The following is a 20,907-nucleotide window of genomic DNA, read 5'->3' as shown; positions in this document are numbered from 1 at the left end:
CTGGCGCGAACCCCGGGGCCCGCCCCGGGGTTCGCGCCTGCCGCTCGGCCGGTTTGCTGGCGGAGCGGCCCGGGAACCCGGTAGGGTCACCGAGCGTTGCGAACAGTGACCGGACGGCGACACGCTGCTGAGCGTGCGCCGGAGCACCGGCTGTGCGCCGCTCCGGATCGGGTCCCGACGGAGCGATGTGCCGGGCGAGGGGGTGCGGCTAGCATGACCGGGGTAGCGGTGGGCAGTACGCGAGTGCCCGCACCGGGCGGCAGGCAGGCGACAGGAGGGCGAGCCCCGATGCAGAAGGCGAAGATCCTCCTGGTCGACGACCGGCCGGAGAACCTGCTGGCGCTGGAGGCGATCCTCTCCGCCCTGGACCAGACGCTGGTCCGCGCCGCCTCCGGCGAGGAGGCGCTCAAGGCGCTGCTGACGGACGACTTCGCGGTGATCCTGCTGGACGTCCAGATGCCCGGGATGGACGGCTTCGAGACGGCCGCCCACATCAAGCGCCGCGAGCGCACCCGGGACATCCCGATCATCTTCCTGACCGCGATCAACCACGGCCCGCACCACACCTTCCGCGGCTACGCGGCCGGCGCGGTGGACTACATCTCCAAGCCCTTCGACCCGTGGGTGCTGCGCGCCAAGGTCTCGGTCTTCGTCGACCTGTACGTCAAGAACTGCCAGTTGAAGGAGCAGGCCGCGCTGCTGCGGCTGCAGCTGGAGGCGGGTGGCGGCGAGCCGTCCCTGGGCGGGGCGCTGCTCGGCGAGCTGTCCGCGCGGCTGGCGGCGGTCGAGGAGCAGGCGGAGGCGCTGGGCAAGCAGCTGGACGGGGCCGAGGACGCCGGGGTGGCTGCCACCGCGGCGCACCTGGAGCGCAAGCTCGCCGGACTGCGCCGGGCCCTCGACGCGATGCGCCCCGGTACGCCGTAGGTCGGCCCCGGACGTTCACCCGTCCGGGTGGTTTGCTGCTGCACCTGGGTGAAACCGGGTCAGCGTGACGGTGTGTCTGCGACACGGCCCGGTGCCCGGGCTCGGCCGCGTGGGCGCTGGTCCCCCTCCCCGGTAGGCTGCTGACCCATGGCCACTCGTACGCCCGGAAACGCCGCACGCAAACCGAGTCCGGGACCGTCCAAGAAGGCCGCGGCCAAGGCCCCGGGCAAGCCGCCCGCCAAGAAGGCGGCCGCCCGCCGGGCCCCCGCGAAGAGGACGGCGGCCAAGCCGGCCCCGCCGCCCCCGCCGCGCCGGGGGTTCGTGATGGGCGCCCTCAACGCCCTCGCCAGCCCGATCGCCGCGATCTTCCGCGGCTTCGGCGACGGCGCCAAGAACCTTCACCCGGACCACCGCAAGGACGGCATCGGCCTGCTGCTGTTCGGCCTGGCGCTGGTGGTCGCGGCCGGCACCTGGTTCAGCTCGGAGGGCTGGCTGAACGGGGCGGCCACCGCCGTGGTGTCCGGGCTGTTCGGGCGGCTCGACGTGCTGGTGCCGTTCCTGCTGGCCGGGATCGCCATCCGGCTCTGGCGCCACCCGGAGCTGCCGGAGGCCAACGGCCGGATCGTGATCGGGCTGAGCACCCTGCTGATCGGCGTCCTCGGCCTGGTCCACATCGGCTGCGGCGCGCCCACCATGGGCAGCGGCGCCTCCCGGATAAGGGCGGCCGGCGGGATCATCGGCTGGGCCGCCTCCACCCCGATGATGGCCGCCGCCGGCGCGGTCCTGGCCGTGCCGCTGCTCCTGCTGCTGGCCTTCTTCGGCCTGCTGGTGGTCACCGCCACCCCGGTCAACCGGATCGGCGAGCGGGTCCGCGGGCTCGGGATACGGCTCGGCGTGGTCGAGCCGGGGCCCGAGGACGAGCTGCGCTGGGGGCGCACGCCGGGGTACGAGCCGTCCACCGATCCGCCGGAGGACGCCGACCCCGAGGCGCTGCCCTACACCGTCGACACCGACGGTGACGGCCCCCACGACGAGGTGGCCGCCCGGCGCCGCCGCCGTCGGCGCAAGCAGTCCGCCGAGGACGACGAGGGGCAGCCGGAGGCCGTCGGCCGCATCTCCCTGGACAAGGAACCGGCGGACCAGGAGCCGCTGGACCCGTACGCCACCCGCGACCTGGCCGCCGGCGCCGCCGCCGACCTGGACGGCGCCCTGGTCTACGGGGTGCCCGCCTCCTCCGCCGTGGCGGACATGATGCACCAGGTCAAGGACCTCACCGCGGCGCCGGAGGAGCCCGCCGTCCCGGCCGCCCGCAGCGGCGGCCCGGGGGCGCCCGCGGAACACGGCCCGGCGCCGGTGCGGATGGAGCAGCTCCAGCTCGGCGAGGGGATCACCTACGCGCTGCCCTCGCTCGACCTGCTGGAGCGCGGCGGCCCGGCCAAGGCCCGCAGCGCCCTCAACGACGAGGTGGTGGCCCAGCTCACCGGCACCTTCGCCGAGTTCAAGGTCGACGCGAAGGTCACCGGCTTCACCCGCGGCCCGACGGTCACCCGCTACGAGGTCGAGCTCGGCCCGGCCGTCAAGGTGGAGCGGATCACCGCGCTCGCCAAGAACATCGCGTACGCGGTGGCCAGCCCGGACGTGCGGATCATCAGCCCGATCCCGGGCAAGTCCGCGGTCGGCATCGAGATCCCCAACCGGGACCGTGAGATGGTCAACCTCGGCGACCTGCTGCGCTCGCGTACGGCCGCCGAGGACACCCACCCGATGGTCGTCGGCATGGGCAAGGACGTCGAGGGCCACACCGTGATGGCCAACCTCGCCAAGATGCCGCACATCCTGGTGGCCGGCGCGACCGGTGCGGGCAAGTCCTCCTGCATCAACTGCCTGATCACCTCGATCCTCGCCCGGGCCACCCCGGACGAGGTGCGGATGGTGCTGGTCGACCCCAAGCGGGTCGAGCTGACCGCGTACGAGGGCATCCCGCACCTGATCACGCCGATCATCACCAACCCCAAGAAGGCCGCCGAGGCCCTCCAGTGGGTGGTGCGCGAGATGGACCTGCGCTACGACGACCTGGCGGCCTTCGGCTTCCGGCACGTGGACGACTTCAACGCGGCGGTGAAGGCCGGCAAGGTCACCCCGCCGCTGGGCAGCGAGCGGGAGCTGCGGCCGTACCCGTACCTGCTGGTGATCGTCGACGAGCTGGCCGACCTGATGATGGTCGCGCCGCGCGACGTCGAGGACTCGGTGGTCCGGATCACCCAGCTGGCCCGGGCGGCCGGCATCCACCTGGTGCTCGCCACCCAGCGGCCCTCGGTGGACGTGGTGACCGGCCTGATCAAGGCCAACGTGCCGTCCCGGCTGGCCTTCGCGACCTCCGCGATGGCCGACTCCCGGGTCATCCTGGACCAGCCCGGCGCGGAGAAGCTGATCGGCAAGGGCGACGCGCTGTTCCTCCCGATGGGCGCGAGCAAGCCGGTCCGCATGCAGGGCGCGTTCGTCACCGAGGCGGAGATCGCCCGGGTGGTGCAGCACTGCAAGGACCAGCTGACCGCCGTCTACCGGGACGACGTGACGGTCGGGGGCGGGCCCAGGAAGGAGATCGACGAGGAGATCGGCGACGACCTGGACCTGCTGATCCAGGCGGCCGAGCTGGTGGTCTCCACCCAGTTCGGCTCGACCTCGATGCTCCAGCGCAAGCTCCGGGTCGGCTTCGCCAAGGCGGGCCGGCTGATGGACCTGATGGAGTCGCGCGGGATCGTCGGCCCGAGCGAGGGCTCCAAGGCCCGCGACGTGCTGGTGAAGCCGGACGAGCTGGACGGCGTGCTGGTGATCCTGCGGGGCTGAGCGGGGCCGTGGGGCCGGGCGTGCCCGCGGGGCCGGGCACCGGCCCCGCAGGGCTGACGGATCGTGCCCTCCGGGTGGATTCACTCGTTCGGAGGAGGGTAGGCGCGATGCGGGGAACCGAATGTGCGTACGCGGCGTCACTGGCCGGAAAGCGCACTCCGGCCTTCCCGGCGCGCCCTCGCTGACGACCGTTCAGCGGGGGGCCGGCGCCCGGCCGGGGCGGGTACGCGCATTCGGGCCCGTTCCGCTTGAGAAACGATCCACCCACGCCCCTAGACTGTTCTCCAGCAGGTGGCCATCCGCTCGAAAGGCGTGCCCCGTGACCATCGGCAAGTCCTCCGACCGCGAGAACGCCCCGTCGTCCGTCGAGCCGACCGACGACGTGGTGCAGGCGGCCGATGCCCCGAGCATCGGCCGGGTGCTGTCCGCCGCCCGGATCGAGGCGGGACTCACGGTGGACCAGGTGAGTACCGCCACCCGTGTCAGGGTGCCGATCGTCCATGCCATCGAGGAGGACGACTTCGACCGCTGCGGCGGCGACTTCTACGCCCGCGGGCACATCCGCGCGATCGCCCAGGCGGTCGGCGCGGACGGCGAGGCCCTGGTCGCCCGCTACGACGCCGCGCACGGCGGCTCACCGGCCTCCAAGCGCCCCGCCACCCAGCTGATGGACAGCGGCCCGATCAAGGTCCCCGGCCGCAGCCGGCCGAACTGGGCGGCCGCCATGGTCGCCGCGATCGTCGCGGTGGTCGCGCTGATCGGCTTCAACCTGGTCAGCGGCAAGAGCGGCCACGGCACCACCGGCTCGGCCAGCGCGCCGCTGCCCAGCGGCTCCGGCACCGGCTCGGTCGCCCCGGTCACGCCGACCGTCCAGCCGCCGGCACCCGCGCCGAGCGCCGCCGCGATCGCCGCCGTCCCGGCCGACAAGGTCACCGTGAAGCTGGTCGCCGAGGGCACCAGCTGGGTCTCCGCGACGGACGGCAGCGGCAAGTCGCTGTTCCAGAACAACATCAGCGACGGCCAGGACCAGACCTTCACCGACCCCAAGCAGATCAAGCTGGTGCTCGGCAACGGCGGGGCCGTGCACGCGTACGTCAACGGCAAGGACCTCGGCGTCCTCGGCAAGGACGGCCAGGTGGTGCACGTCACGTACACCCCCGGCGACCCGCAGGCGGGCTGACCACAGGGCCCGTCGAGGGCCGTCGATGATCAGCTGATTCGTGGCACGCGGCCTCCGGGGCGAACGGCACCGGAGGCCGCGCGTTAATCTTGGCCCTATGCCTGAACGCCGCACTGTCGCCCTTGTCACGCTCGGATGCGCCCGCAACGAGGTGGACTCCGAGGAACTCGCCGGGCGACTGGAAGCCGACGGCTGGTTGCTCGTCGACGACGCCGCCGAGGCCGATGTCGCCGTCGTCAACACCTGCGGCTTCGTCGAGGCCGCCAAGAAGGACTCCGTCGACGCCCTGCTGGAGGCCAACGACCTCAAGGGGCACGGCCGCACCCAGGCCGTCGTCGCGGTCGGCTGCATGGCCGAGCGGTACGGCAAGGAGCTCGCCGACGCGCTGCCGGAGGCCGACGGGGTGCTCGGCTTCGACGACTACTCCGACATCTCCGACCGCCTGCAGACCATCCTCTCCGGCGGCCACCACGCCCCGCACATCCCGCGCGACCGCCGCAAGCTGCTGCCGATCAGCCCGGCCGAGCGGCAGTCCGCCGCCGAGGCCGTCGCGCTGCCCGGCCACGGCGCCGAGGCCGCCGCCGAGCCGATCACCGACCTGCCCGACGGCCTCGCCCCGGCCTCCGGCCCGCGCACCCTGCGCAAGCGGCTGGACGACAGCCCGGTCGCCTCGGTCAAGCTCGCCTCCGGCTGCGACCGGCGCTGCTCCTTCTGCGCCATCCCCGCCTTCCGCGGCTCCTTCATCTCCCGCCGCCCCTCCGACGTGCTGCAGGAGGCCCAGTGGCTGGCCGGGCAGGGCGTCCGCGAGATCGTCCTGGTCAGCGAGAACAACACCTCGTACGGCAAGGACCTCGGCGACATCCGGCTGCTGGAGACCCTGCTCGGCGAGATCTCCGCGATCGAGGGCGTCGAGCGGGTGCGGGTCTCCTACCTCCAGCCGGCCGAGATGCGCCCCGGCCTGATCGACGCGATGACCGGCACCGCCGACGTGCTGCCCTACTTCGACCTGTCCTTCCAGCACTCGGCGCCGGCCGTGCTGCGCCGGATGCGCCGCTTCGGCTCCACCGACCAGTTCCTCCAGCTGCTCGGGACCATCCGGGACAAGGCCCCGCAGGCCGGCGCCCGGTCCAACTTCATCGTCGGCTTCCCCGGTGAGACCGAGGAGGACTTCGCCGAGCTGGAGCGCTTCGTCACCGAGGCCGGGCTGGACGCGATCGGCGTCTTCGGCTACTCCGACGAGGACGGCACCGAGGCGGCGACCTACGACGGCAAGCTGCCCGAGGACGTCGTCGCCGACCGGCTGGCCCGGCTCAGCCGGCTCGCCGAGGAGATGACCGCCCAGCGGGCCGAGCAGCGGATCGGCACCGAGGTCGAGGTGCTGATCGAGTCGATCGAGGACGGCGTGGTCGAGGGCCGCTCCGCCCACCAGGCCCCGGAGACCGACGGCCTGACCACCCTGCACGGCGTCGAGGACCCGCGGATCGGGCAGTTCTGGCGGGCCACCGTGGTGGCCAGCGAGGGCGTCGACCTGATCGCCGAGGCGCTGGAACAGGTGCGCCGGCCCGCGACGTCGGGGGCCGAGGCTCCGGGAGCCGGGGAATGACCAAGGGGCCCGGGGCCCCGGCCGCGGCCCACCCGGGCAGACCGGCGGCCGCGGTTCCGCCGGCGCCGGGGGTCTGGAACATCGCCAACGTGCTCACCATGGTCCGGGTGCTGCTCGTCCCGGTCTTCGTGGCCCTGCTGTTCGCCGACGACGGGCACAATCCCAAGTGGCGCGCGGTCGCCTGGGCGGCGTTCGCGATCGCGATGATCACCGACCTGTTCGACGGCGAGATCGCCCGCCGCAAGGGCCTGGTCACCGACTTCGGCAAGATCGCCGACCCGATCGCCGACAAGGCGATCATGGGCTCGGCGCTGATCGGCCTCTCCGTCCTCGGCGACCTGGCCTGGTGGGTCACCGTGGTGATCCTGGCCCGCGAGCTCGGCATCACCCTGATGCGCTTCTGGGTGATCCGCTACGGCGTCATCCCGGCCAGCCGCGGCGGCAAGCTCAAGACGCTGACCCAGGGCACGGCGGTCGGCATGTACGTGCTGCCGCTGACCGGCTGGCTGGCCACCGGGCGGGCGGTCCTGATGGCCGCGGCGGTGCTGCTGACCGTCGCCACCGCGCTGGACTACATCGGCCAGGCGCTGCGCCTGCGCCGCGAGGGCACGGCCGCGGAGCGCGCGGACCGCTGACGGACGGAGGGGGCCGGGGTGACGGACCACGAGCTGTACGGGCTGGCCGAGCGGGCGCACGCGGCGCTGCGGGCCGAGGGCGGCACGCTCGCCGTCGCCGAGTCGCTGACCGGCGGGTTGCTGGCCGCCGCCCTGGTGGACGTCCCGGGGGCGTCCGCGACCTTCCGCGGGTCGGTCACCGCGTACGCGACCGAGGTGAAGGCCTCGGTACTCGGTGTGGACGAGGGCCTGTTGGACGTGTACGGTCCCGTGCACCCGGTGGTGGCCCGACAGATGGCCGAAGGCGTGCGCGGGTTGCTGGGGGCCACGTACGGGCTCGCGACGACCGGCGTGGCCGGTCCGGAGCCGCAGGACGGGCAGCCGGTGGGCACGGTACACCTGGCGGTCGCCGGTCCGGGGGGAACTCTGGTCAGTTCGCCCCTGCTGTCGGGCGCCCGTGCCACAATCCGTCACGGAGCGGTGACCGCCGCACTGGAGCTGCTCGTCGGCCGGCTCGCTCGATGACGGCCCGCGGGCGGATCTCCACCGAACCGAGATCTGCCGAACCCGCGCACGGGGTATGACACAGCTGGAGGATCGTGTTACATCCAACGGCCTGGTTGGGCAGAAACCAGGTGGCGAACGAGTTGCGTGACGGTGGCGGGGCGGGCCGAGTCGGGTACCACGAGGGGCCCGCGAACCCGGGTACGACACCGGCACGAGGAGGGGGACGGCCTTGCAGCCCACAGTGAACACGACCAGGGTCCCCGCACGCGAAGCGGGCAAGGCGGTACGGTGGGGGCGTGACATCTCGATCCGCAGTCCGAGGAGGGAGGCACCGATGATCCTGCTCCGTCGCCTACTGGGCGATGTACTGCGTCGGCAGCGCCAGCGCCAGGGCCGCACACTCCGCGAGGTGTCGGCGGCCGCCAGGGTTTCGCTCGGGTACCTCTCCGAGGTCGAGCGGGGACAGAAGGAGGCCTCTTCGGAGCTGCTCTCCGCCATCTGCGACGCACTCGACGTCCGGATGTCCGAGGTCATGCGCGAGGTCAGCGACGAACTGTCGCTCGCCGAACTTGCGGCGATGGCCACCCTCTCCGAAGGTGATCTGCTGAGGCCGGTGCTCGAACCGGTTCCGCTGCCCGCCCCCGGCGCCGACCGGGCGAACATGTCGCCCAAGGCCGCCGCGATGGACGTGGTCGCTGCCTGACCCGGCCTCGCACCTCCCGGGTGCCCGTCCCACGACGGGCCCGAGGAACCCCGGGGCGAGCGGAGGAGGGCGGTCGTGCGGAGACTCGCGACGGTGTGCGCGGTGGCCCGAATACGGCTGCGGCGTCTGATGCCCTGGCCGGCCCGTTGGGTCCTGGTGGCACTCGCGGGCGGGCTCGCCTGGTGGCTGGTGGCCGTCCGGGGACAGCTCGCCGACGGCGCGGTGCTCGGCCTGCTGGCGGCCGGCGGCTGGGGACTCGGTCTGATCCCGGTCCATGCCGACCGGAACGCGACCGGACCGGCCCGGCGCCCGCAGGGGCACGAGGAGGCCGTAGGCCGGGTGGAGGCGCAGCCTCCGCCGATCGGGTGAATCGACGTGGCCGGAGGCCGCGGGGTCGTTGACTCCGCGGCCTCCGGCGCTCTTCCGGCACTCCTCAGGGGCGCAGCCGGAGCCCGCGGGGGGTGGCGTGGAAGCCGGCCTCCTCCAGGGCGCGGCCGAGCTCGGAGCCCAGGGCCGGCCCGCCGTTGGCCCGCTCGACCGTGACGCTGCCGAGCGCGCCCGCGCGGACCGCCCCCGCGAGCGCCCCGGTGGCCAGGGCCAGGGTCGCGTCGTCCTCCGGCCAGGCCAGCAGGGACTTGCCGCCCCGCTCCACGTACAGCGCGAGCTCACCGTCCACCAGGACCACCAGGGCGCCCGCCTTGCGGCCCGGGCGGTGCGCCTTGGTGTCCGCGGCCCCCGCGGCGGCGGGCGGTTCGGGCCAGGGCAGCGCGGCGCCGTAGGCGTTCGCCGGATCGGCGGCGGCCAGCACCAGCAGCTGCGGCGGCTCGGCGGCCGGGGCGGCCGGCCACTCGGTGGCCCGGGCCCGCTCCAGTCGGCCGTTGACCGAGCGCAGCCGGTCGGCGGCGCCCTCCATGGCGAACTGGGCACCGCCCAGGCCCTCGACGAAGTAGCCCCGGCGGGCCCGGCCGCGCTCCTCCATCGCGGAGAGCACCCGGTACACCCCGGCGAAGCCGCCGGGCACCCGTTCGGCGGCCACCGTGCCGCGGGTCAGCAGACCGTGCCGGTCCAGCAGGCTCTGCGCCCTGGCCGTCGCCCGGACGGTCGGATCGGTGGCGAAGGCGGGCAGCAGCGACCAGCGCCCGGCCACCGTCGGCGGGCCGCTGCGCAGCGCCCCGCCCTCCCGGCCGAAGGCGCGGCCCGCGCCGCCGTACCGGCCGCGCGGGGTCGCCCGGGGGGCGCGGTGGGCGGTGGCGCCCGCCGTCCGGCCGGAGCCGAGCAGGGCGCGCAGCGGGGCCAGGGTGTCGTTGCTGACGTAACCGGCCCAGACCAGGTCCCAGAGGGCCGTCACGACCTCGGGCTCCGGGGTGTCCTCAGGGAGCTGCTGGACGAGCTGGCGGAAGAACAGGCCGTAGCCGCCCGCCAGGGCCTGGAGGAGGGCGCTGTGCAGCGGGGTGAGGGCGGGCGGGACGGGCTCCGGGCGCAGCAGGTGGGCGTTCTCGGCCAGGTGCAGGCTGAGCCAGCCGTCCTTGCCGGGCAGCGCGCCGGCGCCGCACCAGCCGATCTCGCCGGCCGCCGTCAGCTCGTCCAGCAGGCCGGGGGAGTAGTCGGCGAGCCGGGCCGGGAGGATCAGCTTCTCCAGGGCGGAGGCGGGCAGGGCGGTGCCCTGGAGCTGTTCGACCACCCGGAGCAGGCCGTCCGGGCCGCGCAGCCGGTGGCCGGCCAGGTGCTGCCACTGCGGGAGGAAGGCGGCCAGGGCGCGCGGCGGGACGGGCTCCACCTCCTGGCGCAGCGCGGCCAGTGAACGGCGGCGCAGCCGGCGCAGCACCTCGGCGTCGCACCACTCGGCGGTGGCGGTGTGCCGCTCGGGGGAGACCTGGCTCTCGGCGGGTCGGAAGGCGCCCTGGACCAGGCGGCCGGCGGCGGTCAGCCGTTGCAGGGTGCCGGTGACGACGGCGGTGCCGAGGCCGTAGCGGGCGCCGGCCTCGGCGGCGGTGAACGGGCCGTGGGTGCGGGCGTGCCGGGCCAGCAGGTCGCCCAGCGGGTCCTTGACCGGCTCGGTGAAGGCCTCGGGGACGCCCACCGGCAGCGGGGTGCCCAGGGCGTCGCGCAGCCGCCCGGCGTCCTCGACCGCGGCCCAGCGCTGCTCGCCGGCGATCCGGACCTGGATCACCCGGCGGGCGGCCTCCAGCTCCAGGGGCCAGAGCGGCTCGGCGCCGCGCGCCGTCAACTCGGCCTCGGAGAGCGGGCCGAGCAGGCGCAGCGCGTCGGCGACGCCCTCGGCGTCCCTGATCCGGCGCTCGGGGGTGAGGCGTTGGAGCTCGGCCTCCAGCTCGGCGAGCACCTGCGGGTCGAGCAGCTCGCTCAGCTCGGCCTGGCCGAGCAGCTCCGACAGCAGCCGGGAGTCCAACGACAGGGCGGCGGCCCGGCGTTCGGCGAGCGGGGAGTCGCCCTCGTAGAGGAACTGGGCGACGTAGCCGAACAGCAGGGAGCGGGCGAAGGGGGAGGGCTCGGCGGTGGTGACCTCGACCAGGCGGACGGCGCGGGATTCGAGGTCCGCCATCAGCTCGACCAGCCCGGGGACGTCGAAGACGTCCTGGAGGCACTCCCGGACGGCTTCCAGGACGATCGGGAACGAGCCGTACTCGGAGGCGACTTCGAGCAGTTGGGCGGCGCGTTGGCGCTGCTGCCACAGCGGGGTGCGGCGACCCGGGCTGCGGCGGGGGAGCAGCAGGGCGCGGCCGGCGCACTCGCGGAAGCGGGAGGCGAACAGGGCGGAGCCGCCGACCTGTTCGGTGACCAGATGCTCGATCTCGTCGGGCTCGAACAGGGCGGCGTCGGCGCCGACCGGGGCCTCGTCGGAGGCGGCCTGGTCCGGGGGGCTGCTGAAATCGAAGTCGGGGGCGAGGAGGTCCGCGTCGGGCAGGCGGAGCACGATGCCGTCGTCGGCGTGCATGACCTGCGGGTCCAGGCCGTGCTTCTCGCGCAGCCGGGCGCCGAGGGCGAGCGCCCAGGGGGCGTGCACCTGGGCGCCGAAGGGGGAGTGGATGACGATCCGCCAGTCGCCCAGTTCGTCGCGGAAGCGCTCGACCACGATGGTGCGGTCGTCGGGGAGGTGGCCGCAGGCCTTCCGCTGCTCGGCGAGGTAGTCCAGCAGGTTGGCGGCCGCCCAGTCGTCCAGGCCGGCCCGCCGGAGGCGCGCGGTGGCGGCCTCGGGCGCGAGGGCGCCCAGCTCGCGGGTGAACGCGCCCAGGGCGCGGCCGAGTTCGAGCGGGCGGCCGAGGGTGTCGCCCTTCCAGAACGGGAGCCGGCCGGGGACGCCGGGGGCGGGGGTGACCAGCACCTTGTCGTGGGTGATCTCCTCGATCCGCCAGGAGGTGGTGCCGAGGGTGAAGACGTCGCCGACCCGGGACTCGTAGACCATCTCCTCGTCGAGTTCCCCGACCCGACCGCCGCCGCCCTTCTTCTTCTCCGTCGTCGAACCGGACGCCGCCGAGCCGGCGATGAAGACGCCGAACAGGCCGCGGTCGGGGATGGTGCCGCCGGAGGTGACGGCCAGGCGTTGGGCGCCGGGGCGGCCGGTGACGGTGCCGGCGACGCGGTCCCAGACCACGCGGGGGCGCAGCTCGGCGAAGGCGTCCGAGGGGTAGCGGCCGGCCAGCATGTCCAGCACGGCGTCGAAGGCGGACTGCGGGAGGGTGGCGAAGGGTGCGGCGCGGCGGACCACGGTGAGCAGCTCGTCCACCGGCCAGGTGTCCAGGGCCGTCATCGCGACCAGCTGCTGGGCCAGTACGTCCAGCGGGTTGCGCGGGATCCGCAGCGCCTCGATCCGGCCCTCCCGCATCCGCTCGGTGACCACGGCGGACTGCACCAGGTCGCCCCGGTACTTGGGGAAGAAGACGCCGGTGGAGACGGCGCCGACCTGGTGCCCGGCCCGGCCGACGCGTTGCAGGCCGGAGGCGACCGAGGGCGGGGACTCGACCTGGACGACGAGTTCCACCGCGCCCATGTCGATGCCCAGCTCCAGGCTGGAGGTGGCGACCACGGCGGGCAGCCGGCCGGCCTTCAACTCCTCCTCGACCAGGGAGCGCTGCTCCTTGGAGACCGAGCCGTGGTGGGCCCGGGCGATGACCGGGGGCACGCCCCTGGCGGCGCCCGAGCCGCCCATCAGCGCGGCCGGGGCGTGCGCCTCGGGGGCGGCGGCGCCGGTGGCGCGCTCGTACGCGATCTCGTTCAGCCGGTTGCACAGGCGCTCGGCCAGGCGGCGGGAGTTGGCGAAGACGATGGTCGAGCGGTGCGCCTCGACCAGGTCGACGATCCGCTCCTCGACGTGCGGCCAGATCGAGGCCTGGCGCTGCGGGTCGGAGTCGGCGGCGCCGCCGGTGGCCGGGGCGGCGGGCAGGTCGTCCAGGTCGGGGACCGGGACGACCACCGAGAGGGCGAACTCCTTGGTGGAGGGCGGCTGGACCACGACGGCGCCGCGCTGGGGGCTCAGGAAGCGGGCCACCTCCTCGACCGGGCGCACGGTCGCGGACAGGCCGATCCGGCGGGCCGGACGGTCCAGCAGCTCGTCCAGCCGCTCCAGGGTGAGGGCCAGGTGGGCGCCGCGCTTGGTGCCGGCGACCGCGTGCACCTCGTCCAGGATCACCGTGTCCACCCCGCGCAGGGCCTCCCGGGAGGCCGAGGTGAGCAGCAGGAACAGCGACTCGGGGGTGGTGATCAGGATGTCCGGCGGGTGGGTGGCGAAGCGGCGGCGGTCGGCGGCCGGGGTGTCGCCGGAGCGGATCGCGACCTGGACCTCGGGCTCGGGCAGGCCCAGCCGGACGGCGGCCTGGCGCAGGCCGGTCAGCGGGGCGCGCAGGTTCCGCTCGACGTCCACCGCGAGGGCCTTGAGCGGGGAGACGTAGAGCACCCGGCAGCGGCGCTCGGGCTCGGCGGGGGGCGGGGTGCTGCTCAGCCGGTCGAGGGCGGCGAGGAAGGCGGCGAGCGTCTTGCCGGAGCCGGTGGGGGCGACCACCAGGACGTCGGTCTGCTGCTGGATGGCCTGCCAGGCCTGGGACTGGGCGGCGGTGGGGGCGGAGAAGGCGCCGGAGAACCAGGCCCGGGTGGCGGGGGTGAAGCCGGCCAGCGGGTCGGTGGGGTCGCCGGGGCCGGTGGGGTCGCCGGGCGGGGTCGGGTGCGGGGGCGCCATGCCCCCATGGTGCCGGGTGGGACTGACACGTGGGGTGGTGGTGGGGCGTGACGGGGTGAGTGGTCGGGGTCGGGGTGCCGGAGGTGGGGGCGGGTGCAGTTGCGGGAGCGGGAATGATGATCCGCTCATATCGTGATGAATCGGGCGCGTGATCCATCCGTGACCGTGACCGAGACCGGAGCGAGAAGCGGAGGGCGTGGGATGGCGCAGGCGCACCGGTCCGGGGCCGTTCACGGGGGTCGGTGCCCGGGGGGCCGTCGGCGCAGGGTCTGCGGGCCCACCTGGGTGCTGCTCGCGATGCTGCTCACGGCGCTGGTGCTCGGCGGCGCCGTGCCGTACGCCTCCGGGCCCGGGCGTGCGTACCTCAGCTATCTGGTGCTGGCGCGGCAGGACGACGCGGCGGGCGCCGCCCTGGCCGGGGCGCAGAGCCGGGCGGCGGGCGGGCAGGTGGTGCAGGAGTACCCGCAGATCGGGGCGGTGCTGGCGTACGCGACCGGCGGCTTCGCGGACCGGGTGCGGGCCCGGCCCGGGATCGCGGCGGTCGGGGCCACCCGGACGGCGCCGGTGGTGGGGCCGCCGCGGGCGGTCGACGGGGCGGGGGACTTCGCGGCGGGGGATGCCGTGGGCGGCACTGCCGGGGCCGTCGGGAGCGGGAGCGCCGGAGGCGGCGGGTGGGGTGTCCGGGGGTCGGAGGGGCGGGACGGCGGGACCGCGACCCTTCCGGACCCGGGAGAGGGCGGGGCGTGGAACCTGAGCATGGTGCACGCGGAGCAGGGGCGGACCGGGGACGCCGCCGGAGGCGGTGCGCCGGGGGCCGAGGCGATGCGCAAGGTGCTGGTCGCCGTCCTGGACTCCGGCGTCGACGACACCCACCCGGACCTGCGGGCCGCCGTCGACCCCAAGGCCTCGGCCTCCTGCGCCGACGGACGCCCCGACGCCCGCGCCGGCGCCTGGCGGCCCGACCCCGGAGTGACGGAGAGCGGGCACGGCACCCACGTCGCCGGGATCATCGGCGCGGCCCGCGACGGGCAGGGCGTCACCGGGGTCGCCCCCGGGGTGCGGATCGCCGCCGTGCGGCTGCTCGGGCCGCTCGGGCAGTACTACGCGGAGAACATCGTCTGCGGGATGCTCTGGGCGGCCGACCACGGGGCCAAGGCCGTCAACGACAGCTACTTCGCCGACCCGTGGAAGTACAACTGCCCCGAGGACCGGGACCAGGCGGCCCTGATCGCGGCCGTCGGGCGGGCCGTCGCGTACGCCCAGCGCAAGGGGGCCGTGGTGGTGGCCTCGGCGGGCAACGACGGACAGGACCTCGGCGCCGCCCGGACCGACGGGCGCAGCCCCAACGACCGGGTCTCCGGGCCGCCCCTCACCCGCCACCTGGGCACCGAGTGCATCCGCCTTCCCGGCGAGCTGCCCGGGGTCCTGACCGTCACGGCCGTCAACCGGGACGGGCGGCCGTCCTCCTACACCAACTACGGGCGGGGCAGGGTCTCGCTGGCGGCCCCGGGGGGCGACCCGGACGGGGGGCCGCAGGGGGCGATCGTCTCGGACTGGCCCGGCGGGCAGTACGCGGCGCTGGCGGGGACCTCGATGGCGGCGGCGCACGTGACGGGGGCGGTGGCGGTGGCGGCGGCGCTGCACCCGGGGGCCGGGTCGGGGGAGCTGGCGGGCGTGGTGGTGGGGGCGGCGGCGGCCGGGGCGGCGGCCGGAGGGTGTCCGGTGGGGGCCCGGGGGTGCGGCGACCGGCAGTACGTCGGGGTGGGGGTGGTGGTCGTGCCGCGGTGAGGGCCGCTGCGCGGGGCCGGTGCGTGGGGGTGGGTGGGGGCGTGGGGGGTTCGGGATACTTGGGGGCATGAGGCTGACCGAGTTCTGGCGACGGATGTACGCGCACTTCGGGGAGGGGTACGCGGAGTCGTTCGCGTCCGATCACGTGATGAGTGAGTTGGGCGGGCGGACGGTGCACCAGGCGTTGGAGGCGGGGTGGGAGGCCAAGGACGTGTGGCGGGTGGTGTGTGAGACCCAGGGGGTTTCGGCGCAGTTGCGCTGAGGGGCGGTGGGACAGACTGTCCGGGTGACTACGAGCGGAGAGCAGAAGCGCCGGGGCGAGCCGGTGCGGGGTGTCGAGGGGGAGCGGTCGTGGGGCGGGATGCCGCCCTGGTTGCCGCGCGCGATGGTGCTGTTCCTGGTGCTGGTGGGGCTGTTCCAGCTCGCGGACTGGGCGTTCCGGCAGTTGATCGACCTGTTCGTGATGCTGCTGGTGGCGTTCTTCCTGTCGCTGGCGCTGGAGCCGGCGGTGGACCGGATGGCGGCGCGGGGGGTGCGCCGGGGGGTGGGGACCTTCCTGGTGTTCGTCGCGGTCGGGGTCGCGGTGGTGGGATTCCTGGCGGCGCTGGGCACCTTGTTGGTGGATCAGGTGGCGAAGATCGCGGGGGACCTGCCGCACCTGGTGGACAACCTGATCGGCTGGGTCAACCGGACGTTCCACCAGGAGCTGTCGCTGGGGGAGCTGCAGAAGCGGCTGTTGAAGGACTCGGGGACGCTGGAGACCTACGTCCAGCAGGCCGCCGACAACGTCTGGGGGGTGTCCTCCACCCTGCTCGGGGGGCTGTTCCAGACCTTCACGGTGGGGCTGTTCACGTTCTACTTCACCGCCGAGGGGCCCCGGGTCCGCCGGACGGTCTGTTCGCTGCTGCCGCCGGCCAAGCAGGGCGAGGTGCTGCGGGCCTGGGAGATCGCGCTGGCCAAGACCGGCGGCTACCTGTACTCGCGGGCGGTGCTGGCGGTGGTGTCGGCGGCCGGGCACTGGGTGATGTTCGCGCTGATCGACCTGCCGTACTCGGCGGCGCTGGCGATCTGGGTGGGCGTCATGTCCCAGTTCGTGCCGACCATCGGGACGTACCTGGCGGGAGCGCTGCCGGTGCTGGTGGCACTCACCCTGGAGCCGGTGGACGCGCTGTGGGTGCTGGTCTTCACGGTGGTCTACCAGCAGGTCGAGAACTACGTGCTGCACCCGAGGATCACCGCCCGGACGGTGGACGTGCACCCGGCGGTGGCCTTCGGGGCGGTGATCGCGGGGGCGGCGCTGCTGGGTGCGGTGGGCGCGCTGATCGCGATCCCGGCGGCGGCGACCCTGCAGGGCTTCGTCGGGACGTACGTGCGGCGGTACGAGGTGGCCACCGACCCGCGGATCGACCGGGGGGAGCAGCGGCGGGCCCGGCGGGAGCTGCGCCGGGAGGCGGCGCGGCGGCTGCGGCGGATGGTCGGCGGCGACGGGGGATGACGGTCGGCGGGGAGTGACGCTCGACGGGGATGACGCTCGACGGGGTGGCGGTCGGCGGGGCGGGTGGTCGGGAGGGATCCGGCCGCCCGCCCCGCGGCGTGTTCGGGTGAGTGCGGGGCTTGAATCGAACAGATGTTCTTTTGTACTCTCCGGCGTGGAGTTTTCCACAGGGCGAGCCGGGTGGGGCTCGTTTGTCAGTGGGACGCGCTAGCGTCGAGGACGATGAAGCGCACAGCACAGAACCCGAGGGAAAAAGCCATGGCAGGTACGGACAAGGAGAAGGCCCTCGAGGCCGCGCTCGCCCAGATCGAGCGACAGTTCGGCAAGGGCTCGGTGATGCGCCTCGGCGAGAAGGCGAACGAGCCGATCGAGGTGATCTCCACCGGGTCGACCGCCCTGGACGTCGCCCTCGGGGTCGGCGGCATCCCGCGCGGCCGGGTGGTCGAGATCTACGGCCCCGAGTCCTCCGGTAAGACCACCCTGACGCTGCACCTGGCCGCCAACGCCCAGCGGGCCGGCGGCACGGTCGCCTTCGTCGACGCGGAGCACGCGCTCGACCCCGAGTACGCCAAGAAGCTCGGCGTGGACACCGACGCCCTGCTGGTCAGCCAGCCGGACACCGGTGAGCAGGCCCTGGAGATCACCGACATGCTGATCCGCTCCGGCGCGGTCGACCTGGTGATCATCGACTCGGTCGCGGCGCTCGTCCCGCGCGCCGAGATCGAGGGCGAGATGGGTGACTCGCACGTCGGTCTGCAGGCCCGTCTGATGAGCCAGGCGCTGCGCAAGATCGCCGGTGCGCTGAACCAGTCGAACACCACCGCCGTCTTCATCAACCAGCTGCGCGAGAAGATCGGCGTCATGTTCGGCTCGCCGGAGACCACGACCGGTGGCCGGGCGCTGAAGTTCTACGCCTCGGTCCGGCTGGACATCCGCCGCATCGAGACCCTCAAGGACGGCACCGAGGCGGTCGGCAACCGCACCCGCGTCAAGGTCGTCAAGAACAAGGTCGCCGCGCCGTTCAAGCAGGCCGAGTTCGACATCCTCTACGGCATCGGCATCAGCCGCGAGGGCGGCCTGATCGACATGGGCGTCGAGCACGGCTTCATCCGCAAGTCCGGCGCCTGGTACACCTACGAGGGCGACCAGCTCGGCCAGGGCAAGGAGAACGCCCGCAACTTCCTGCGGGACAACCCGCAGCTCGCCGACGAGATCGAGCGGAAGATCAAGGGCAAGCTCGGCATCGGTCCGAAGACCGAGGAGCCGGCCGAGGGCGAGCCGGAGGCCGCCGCTGCCGACGGCGCGGCCAAGCCGGTCACCGCGACCGCCGCGACCGCCGCCAAGACGGCCGCGGCGAAGAAGACGGCGGCTGCCAAGGCCTGAGCCGTTGATGCAGTACGACATGGTGGGCGGCGGCCCGGCGGGCCCCGAGGACGACGACTACGGCCCGCCGGACTGGTTCGCCGCGGTCGCCGAGGAACCGGAGCCCGAACCGGCGCCGGAGCCCGAGCAGCGACCGTCGGCGACCCGGTCGTGGGCGCGCGCGGCCACCGAACAGTGGACATCCGGCCCCGAGCCGGAGTTCGACCGGGCTCCGGTCCGGGCGGTGCGCGGCGCGGCGTCCGGCCCGGAGCCGGCGGAGACCTCGGTCGAGGCGCTCGGCCTGGTCGCCGCCTCCGAGCTGCCCACCGGCCGGCGCCGGCGCCGCTCGGCGCTGGCGGCCGAGGAGCCGGATGCCGTCGGCCGGCGGCGCGAGGCCGGGGCGGCCGGTCACGGGGGTGCGGCCGCCCCGCCCGCCCGCCCGCGCCGGGCCCGGCGCGGCGAACGCTCCGACGAGGGCCTGCCGGCGGAGGAGAAGGGCACCGCCCGCACCTCCCGCAAGCGGGCCGAGGAGCAGACCGACCCGGAGAGCCGGGCCCGGGACATCTGCCTGCGGCTGCTCACCGGCACCGCCAAGAGCCGCAAGCAACTCGCCGACGCGCTGCGCAAGCGGGAGATCCCGGAGGACGTCGCCGAGCAGGTGCTCACCCGGCTGGAAGAGGTCGGGCTGATCGACGACGCGGCCTTCGCCGCGGCCTGGGTGGAGTCCCGGCACGCCGTCCGGGGCCTGTCCCGGCGGGCGCTGGCCCAGGAGCTGCGCACCAAGGGCGTCGCCGCCGACCTGGTCGAGCAGGCCCTCGTCCAGGTCGACCACGACGACGAGACGGACGCGGCCCGGGCGCTGGTCGAGCGCAAGCTTCGGTCCACCCGCGGCTTGGACCCGCAGGTCCGCACCCGGCGGCTGGTCGGCGTGCTGGCCCGGCGCGGCTACTCCGAGGGCCTGGCCTTCCGGGTGGTGCGCGCCGCGCTGGAGGAGGAAGCGGCCGCGGACCCGTCGGGACACGCGGGGGAGTAGTGGCAGTTCGGTGGCTTTCTTGGTCCGGACCAGGCCGAGTCTTGACCCTTTCGTGACCCGCACCTAGCCTCGCACGCATGAGGATCTCGGCGGGCACCGCTACCGGTGGCTCCCTGGTGCCGATCGTCGGGTCGGCCGTCGCCGTCCTGCTGGTGATCGCGGTGCTGGTCGTGCTGGTGTTCAGGCGCTCACAGGCCGCCCGGCGGCAGGCGCTGGCCGAGGCCGGCCGCCGGCAGGACGAACTCGCGCGGCGCGAGGAGGACTTGGCCGAGGAGCTCCGCCGGCTGCGCCAGCGCGAGGACGAACTGGCCGCGCGCTCGGCCGAGTTGGAGCACTCCCGGGGCGAGGTCGAGGCGCTCGCGGCCCGCCGGGCGGCGGCCCTGGAGCACGCCGCCGGGCTCTCCGCCGAGCAGGCGCACGCCCAACTGCTGCGCGAGGCCGAGGAGTCGGCCCGGCGGGAGGCGGCCGTCACGGTCCGGGAGATCGAGCGCGGGGCCAAGGAGGAGGGCGAGAGCCGGGCCCGGTCCATCCTGGCCGGGGCGATCCAGCGGCTGGCCTCGGAGCAGACCGCGGAGACCGCCGTCACCGTCTTCCGGCTGCCGGGCGAGGAGATGAAGGGCCGGATCATCGGCCGCGAGGGCCGCAACATCCGCGCCTTCGAGGCGGTCACCGGCGTCAACCTGATCATCGACGACACCCCGGCCTCGGTGCAGCTCTCCTGCTTCGACCCGGTCCGCCGGGAGGCCGCCCGGCTCACCCTGGAGCAACTGGTCGAGGACGGCCGGATCCAGCCGAGCCGGATCGAGCAGGTCCACGAGCGCAGCCGGGCCGAGGTCGAGCAGCGCTGCGTCCGGGCCGGCGAGGACGCCCTGCTGGACGCCCGGATCGGCGGGCTGCACCCCGAACTCGTCCGCACCCTGGGCTCCCTGCGCTACCGCGCCTCCTACGGGCAGAACGTGCTCGGCCACCTGCTGGAGTCCGCGCACCTGGCCGGGATGATGGCCGCCGAACTGGGGGTGGACCCGGAGCCGGTGCGCCGGGCCGCGCTGCTGCACGACATCGGCAAGGCGCTCACCCACGAGGTCGAGGGCAGCCACGCGGCGGTCGGCGCGGACTTCGCCCGGCGGCACGGGGAGCCCCCCGAGGTGGTGCACGCGATCGCCGCCCACCACGGCGAGGTGGAGCCCCGGACGGTGACGGCCGTGCTGACCCAGGCCGCGGACGCCTGCTCGGGCGGGCGGCCGGGGGCGCGCAAGGAGTCGCTGGAGCTGCACGTGCGGCGGCTGGCCCGGCTGGAGGAGATCGCCCGTTCGCACGACGGGGTGGCCGAGGTGTACGCGATGCAGGCCGGGCGCGAGGTGCGGGTGATGGTCCGGCCGGACACGGTGGACGACCTCGGGGCGGAGCTGATCGCCCGGGAGGTGGCCCGGCAGGTCTCGGCGGAGCTGACCTACCCGGGCCAGATCCGGGTGACGGTGGTGCGGGAGAGCCGGGCCACGGCGGTGGCGGGTTAGGGCCTGTCCGGCGGATCTTGCCAGGCGCGCGACGCCGGGCATCCCGCCTGGACACACGCCCGAATCGCCCAAGTACGTCCAGTACGAGGCCGACTCGGGCGCACGCCCAGCCGGGCGCCCAACGCCGCGCGCTGATCTGCCAAGATCCG

Annotated in this window: 15 protein-coding genes; 14 read left to right on the top strand and 1 reads right to left on the bottom strand. The window is 74.6% G+C overall.

The annotated features are described in order from the left end of the window. Positions 1 to 288 precede the first annotated feature (288 nt). The 8 genes from ACFXOZ_RS34305 (at position 289) to ACFXOZ_RS34270 (ending at position 8,747) form a co-directional block, all read left to right on the top strand. Entirely contained in the window at positions 289 to 924 is a 636-nt protein-coding gene (locus ACFXOZ_RS34305; protein ID WP_375889428.1) for a response regulator, read from the top strand. 147 nt (positions 925 to 1,071) lie between these two features. After that, positions 1,072 to 3,771 carry a DNA translocase FtsK gene (locus tag ACFXOZ_RS34300; RefSeq protein ID WP_380529438.1) on the top strand — a complete coding sequence of 900 codons (2,700 nt, stop codon included), beginning with the start codon at positions 1,072 to 1,074 and terminating at the stop codon, positions 3,769 to 3,771. 319 nt (positions 3,772 to 4,090) lie between these two features. Continuing rightward, positions 4,091 to 4,951, top strand: a complete 861-nt coding sequence (locus ACFXOZ_RS34295; RefSeq protein WP_380529440.1) for a helix-turn-helix domain-containing protein — start codon at positions 4,091 to 4,093, stop codon at positions 4,949 to 4,951. 97 nt (positions 4,952 to 5,048) lie between these two features. Next, on the top strand, positions 5,049 to 6,554 hold the full coding sequence (gene rimO, locus ACFXOZ_RS34290) for a 30S ribosomal protein S12 methylthiotransferase RimO (RefSeq protein ID WP_375889420.1): 1,506 nt from the start codon (positions 5,049 to 5,051) through the stop codon (positions 6,552 to 6,554). Then, positions 6,551 to 7,189: a CDP-diacylglycerol--glycerol-3-phosphate 3-phosphatidyltransferase gene (pgsA, locus tag ACFXOZ_RS34285; RefSeq protein ID WP_375889418.1), complete on the top strand. Its 639-nt coding sequence runs from the start codon at positions 6,551 to 6,553 to the stop codon at positions 7,187 to 7,189. Before rimO ends, pgsA begins: the two co-directional genes overlap by 4 nt. Before the next feature lie 18 nt (positions 7,190 to 7,207). Then, positions 7,208 to 7,693: a CinA family protein gene (locus ACFXOZ_RS34280; RefSeq protein ID WP_375889416.1), complete on the top strand. Its 486-nt coding sequence runs from the start codon at positions 7,208 to 7,210 to the stop codon at positions 7,691 to 7,693. Between the two features lie 316 nt (positions 7,694 to 8,009). After that, the gene (locus ACFXOZ_RS34275; protein ID WP_030290911.1) at positions 8,010 to 8,378 is read left to right on the top strand and encodes a helix-turn-helix domain-containing protein; all 369 of its coding nucleotides are present in this window, start codon (positions 8,010 to 8,012) and stop codon (positions 8,376 to 8,378) included. Positions 8,379 to 8,453: 75 nt separating this feature from the next. Then, complete coding sequence (locus ACFXOZ_RS34270) at positions 8,454 to 8,747, top strand: hypothetical protein (RefSeq protein WP_380403352.1); 294 nt, start codon at positions 8,454 to 8,456, stop codon at positions 8,745 to 8,747. A gap of 64 nt (positions 8,748 to 8,811) precedes the next feature. Here ACFXOZ_RS34270 and ACFXOZ_RS34265 read toward each other — a convergent pair whose 3' ends face one another. Continuing rightward, a complete protein-coding gene (locus tag ACFXOZ_RS34265; RefSeq protein WP_380593816.1) occupies positions 8,812 to 13,566 on the bottom strand; it encodes an ATP-dependent helicase in 4,755 nt (1,584 codons plus the stop codon). A gap of 285 nt (positions 13,567 to 13,851) precedes the next feature. Between ACFXOZ_RS34265 and ACFXOZ_RS34260 the strand changes: the two genes are divergently transcribed. The 6 genes from ACFXOZ_RS34260 (at position 13,852) to rny (ending at position 20,758) form a co-directional block, all read left to right on the top strand. After that, entirely contained in the window at positions 13,852 to 15,354 is a 1,503-nt protein-coding gene (locus ACFXOZ_RS34260) for a S8 family serine peptidase (protein WP_380593814.1), read from the top strand. Between the two features lie 67 nt (positions 15,355 to 15,421). Then, a complete protein-coding gene (locus tag ACFXOZ_RS34255) occupies positions 15,422 to 15,616 on the top strand; it encodes a DUF3046 domain-containing protein (protein WP_375889406.1) in 195 nt (64 codons plus the stop codon). A 24-nt stretch (positions 15,617 to 15,640) separates the two neighbouring features. Next, positions 15,641 to 16,849: an AI-2E family transporter gene (locus tag ACFXOZ_RS34250; RefSeq protein WP_375889403.1), complete on the top strand. Its 1,209-nt coding sequence runs from the start codon at positions 15,641 to 15,643 to the stop codon at positions 16,847 to 16,849. 258 nt (positions 16,850 to 17,107) lie between these two features. Continuing rightward, positions 17,108 to 18,232: a recombinase RecA gene (gene recA / locus ACFXOZ_RS34245; RefSeq protein ID WP_375889400.1), complete on the top strand. Its 1,125-nt coding sequence runs from the start codon at positions 17,108 to 17,110 to the stop codon at positions 18,230 to 18,232. Positions 18,233 to 18,239: 7 nt separating this feature from the next. After that, the gene (locus tag ACFXOZ_RS34240) at positions 18,240 to 19,244 is read left to right on the top strand and encodes a regulatory protein RecX (protein WP_380593812.1); all 1,005 of its coding nucleotides are present in this window, start codon (positions 18,240 to 18,242) and stop codon (positions 19,242 to 19,244) included. Positions 19,245 to 19,321: 77 nt separating this feature from the next. Further along, entirely contained in the window at positions 19,322 to 20,758 is a 1,437-nt protein-coding gene (gene rny / locus ACFXOZ_RS34235) for a ribonuclease Y (RefSeq protein ID WP_380593810.1), read from the top strand. Positions 20,759 to 20,907 lie beyond the last annotated feature (149 nt).

Origin of the sequence: Kitasatospora sp. NPDC059160 (assembly GCF_042755465.1) — a bacterium.
Classification (GTDB): Bacteria; Actinomycetota; Actinomycetes; order Streptomycetales; family Streptomycetaceae; genus Kitasatospora.
Note: the sequence above shows the minus strand (reverse complement) of the source record. Positions and strands in the feature narration are given on the sequence as shown.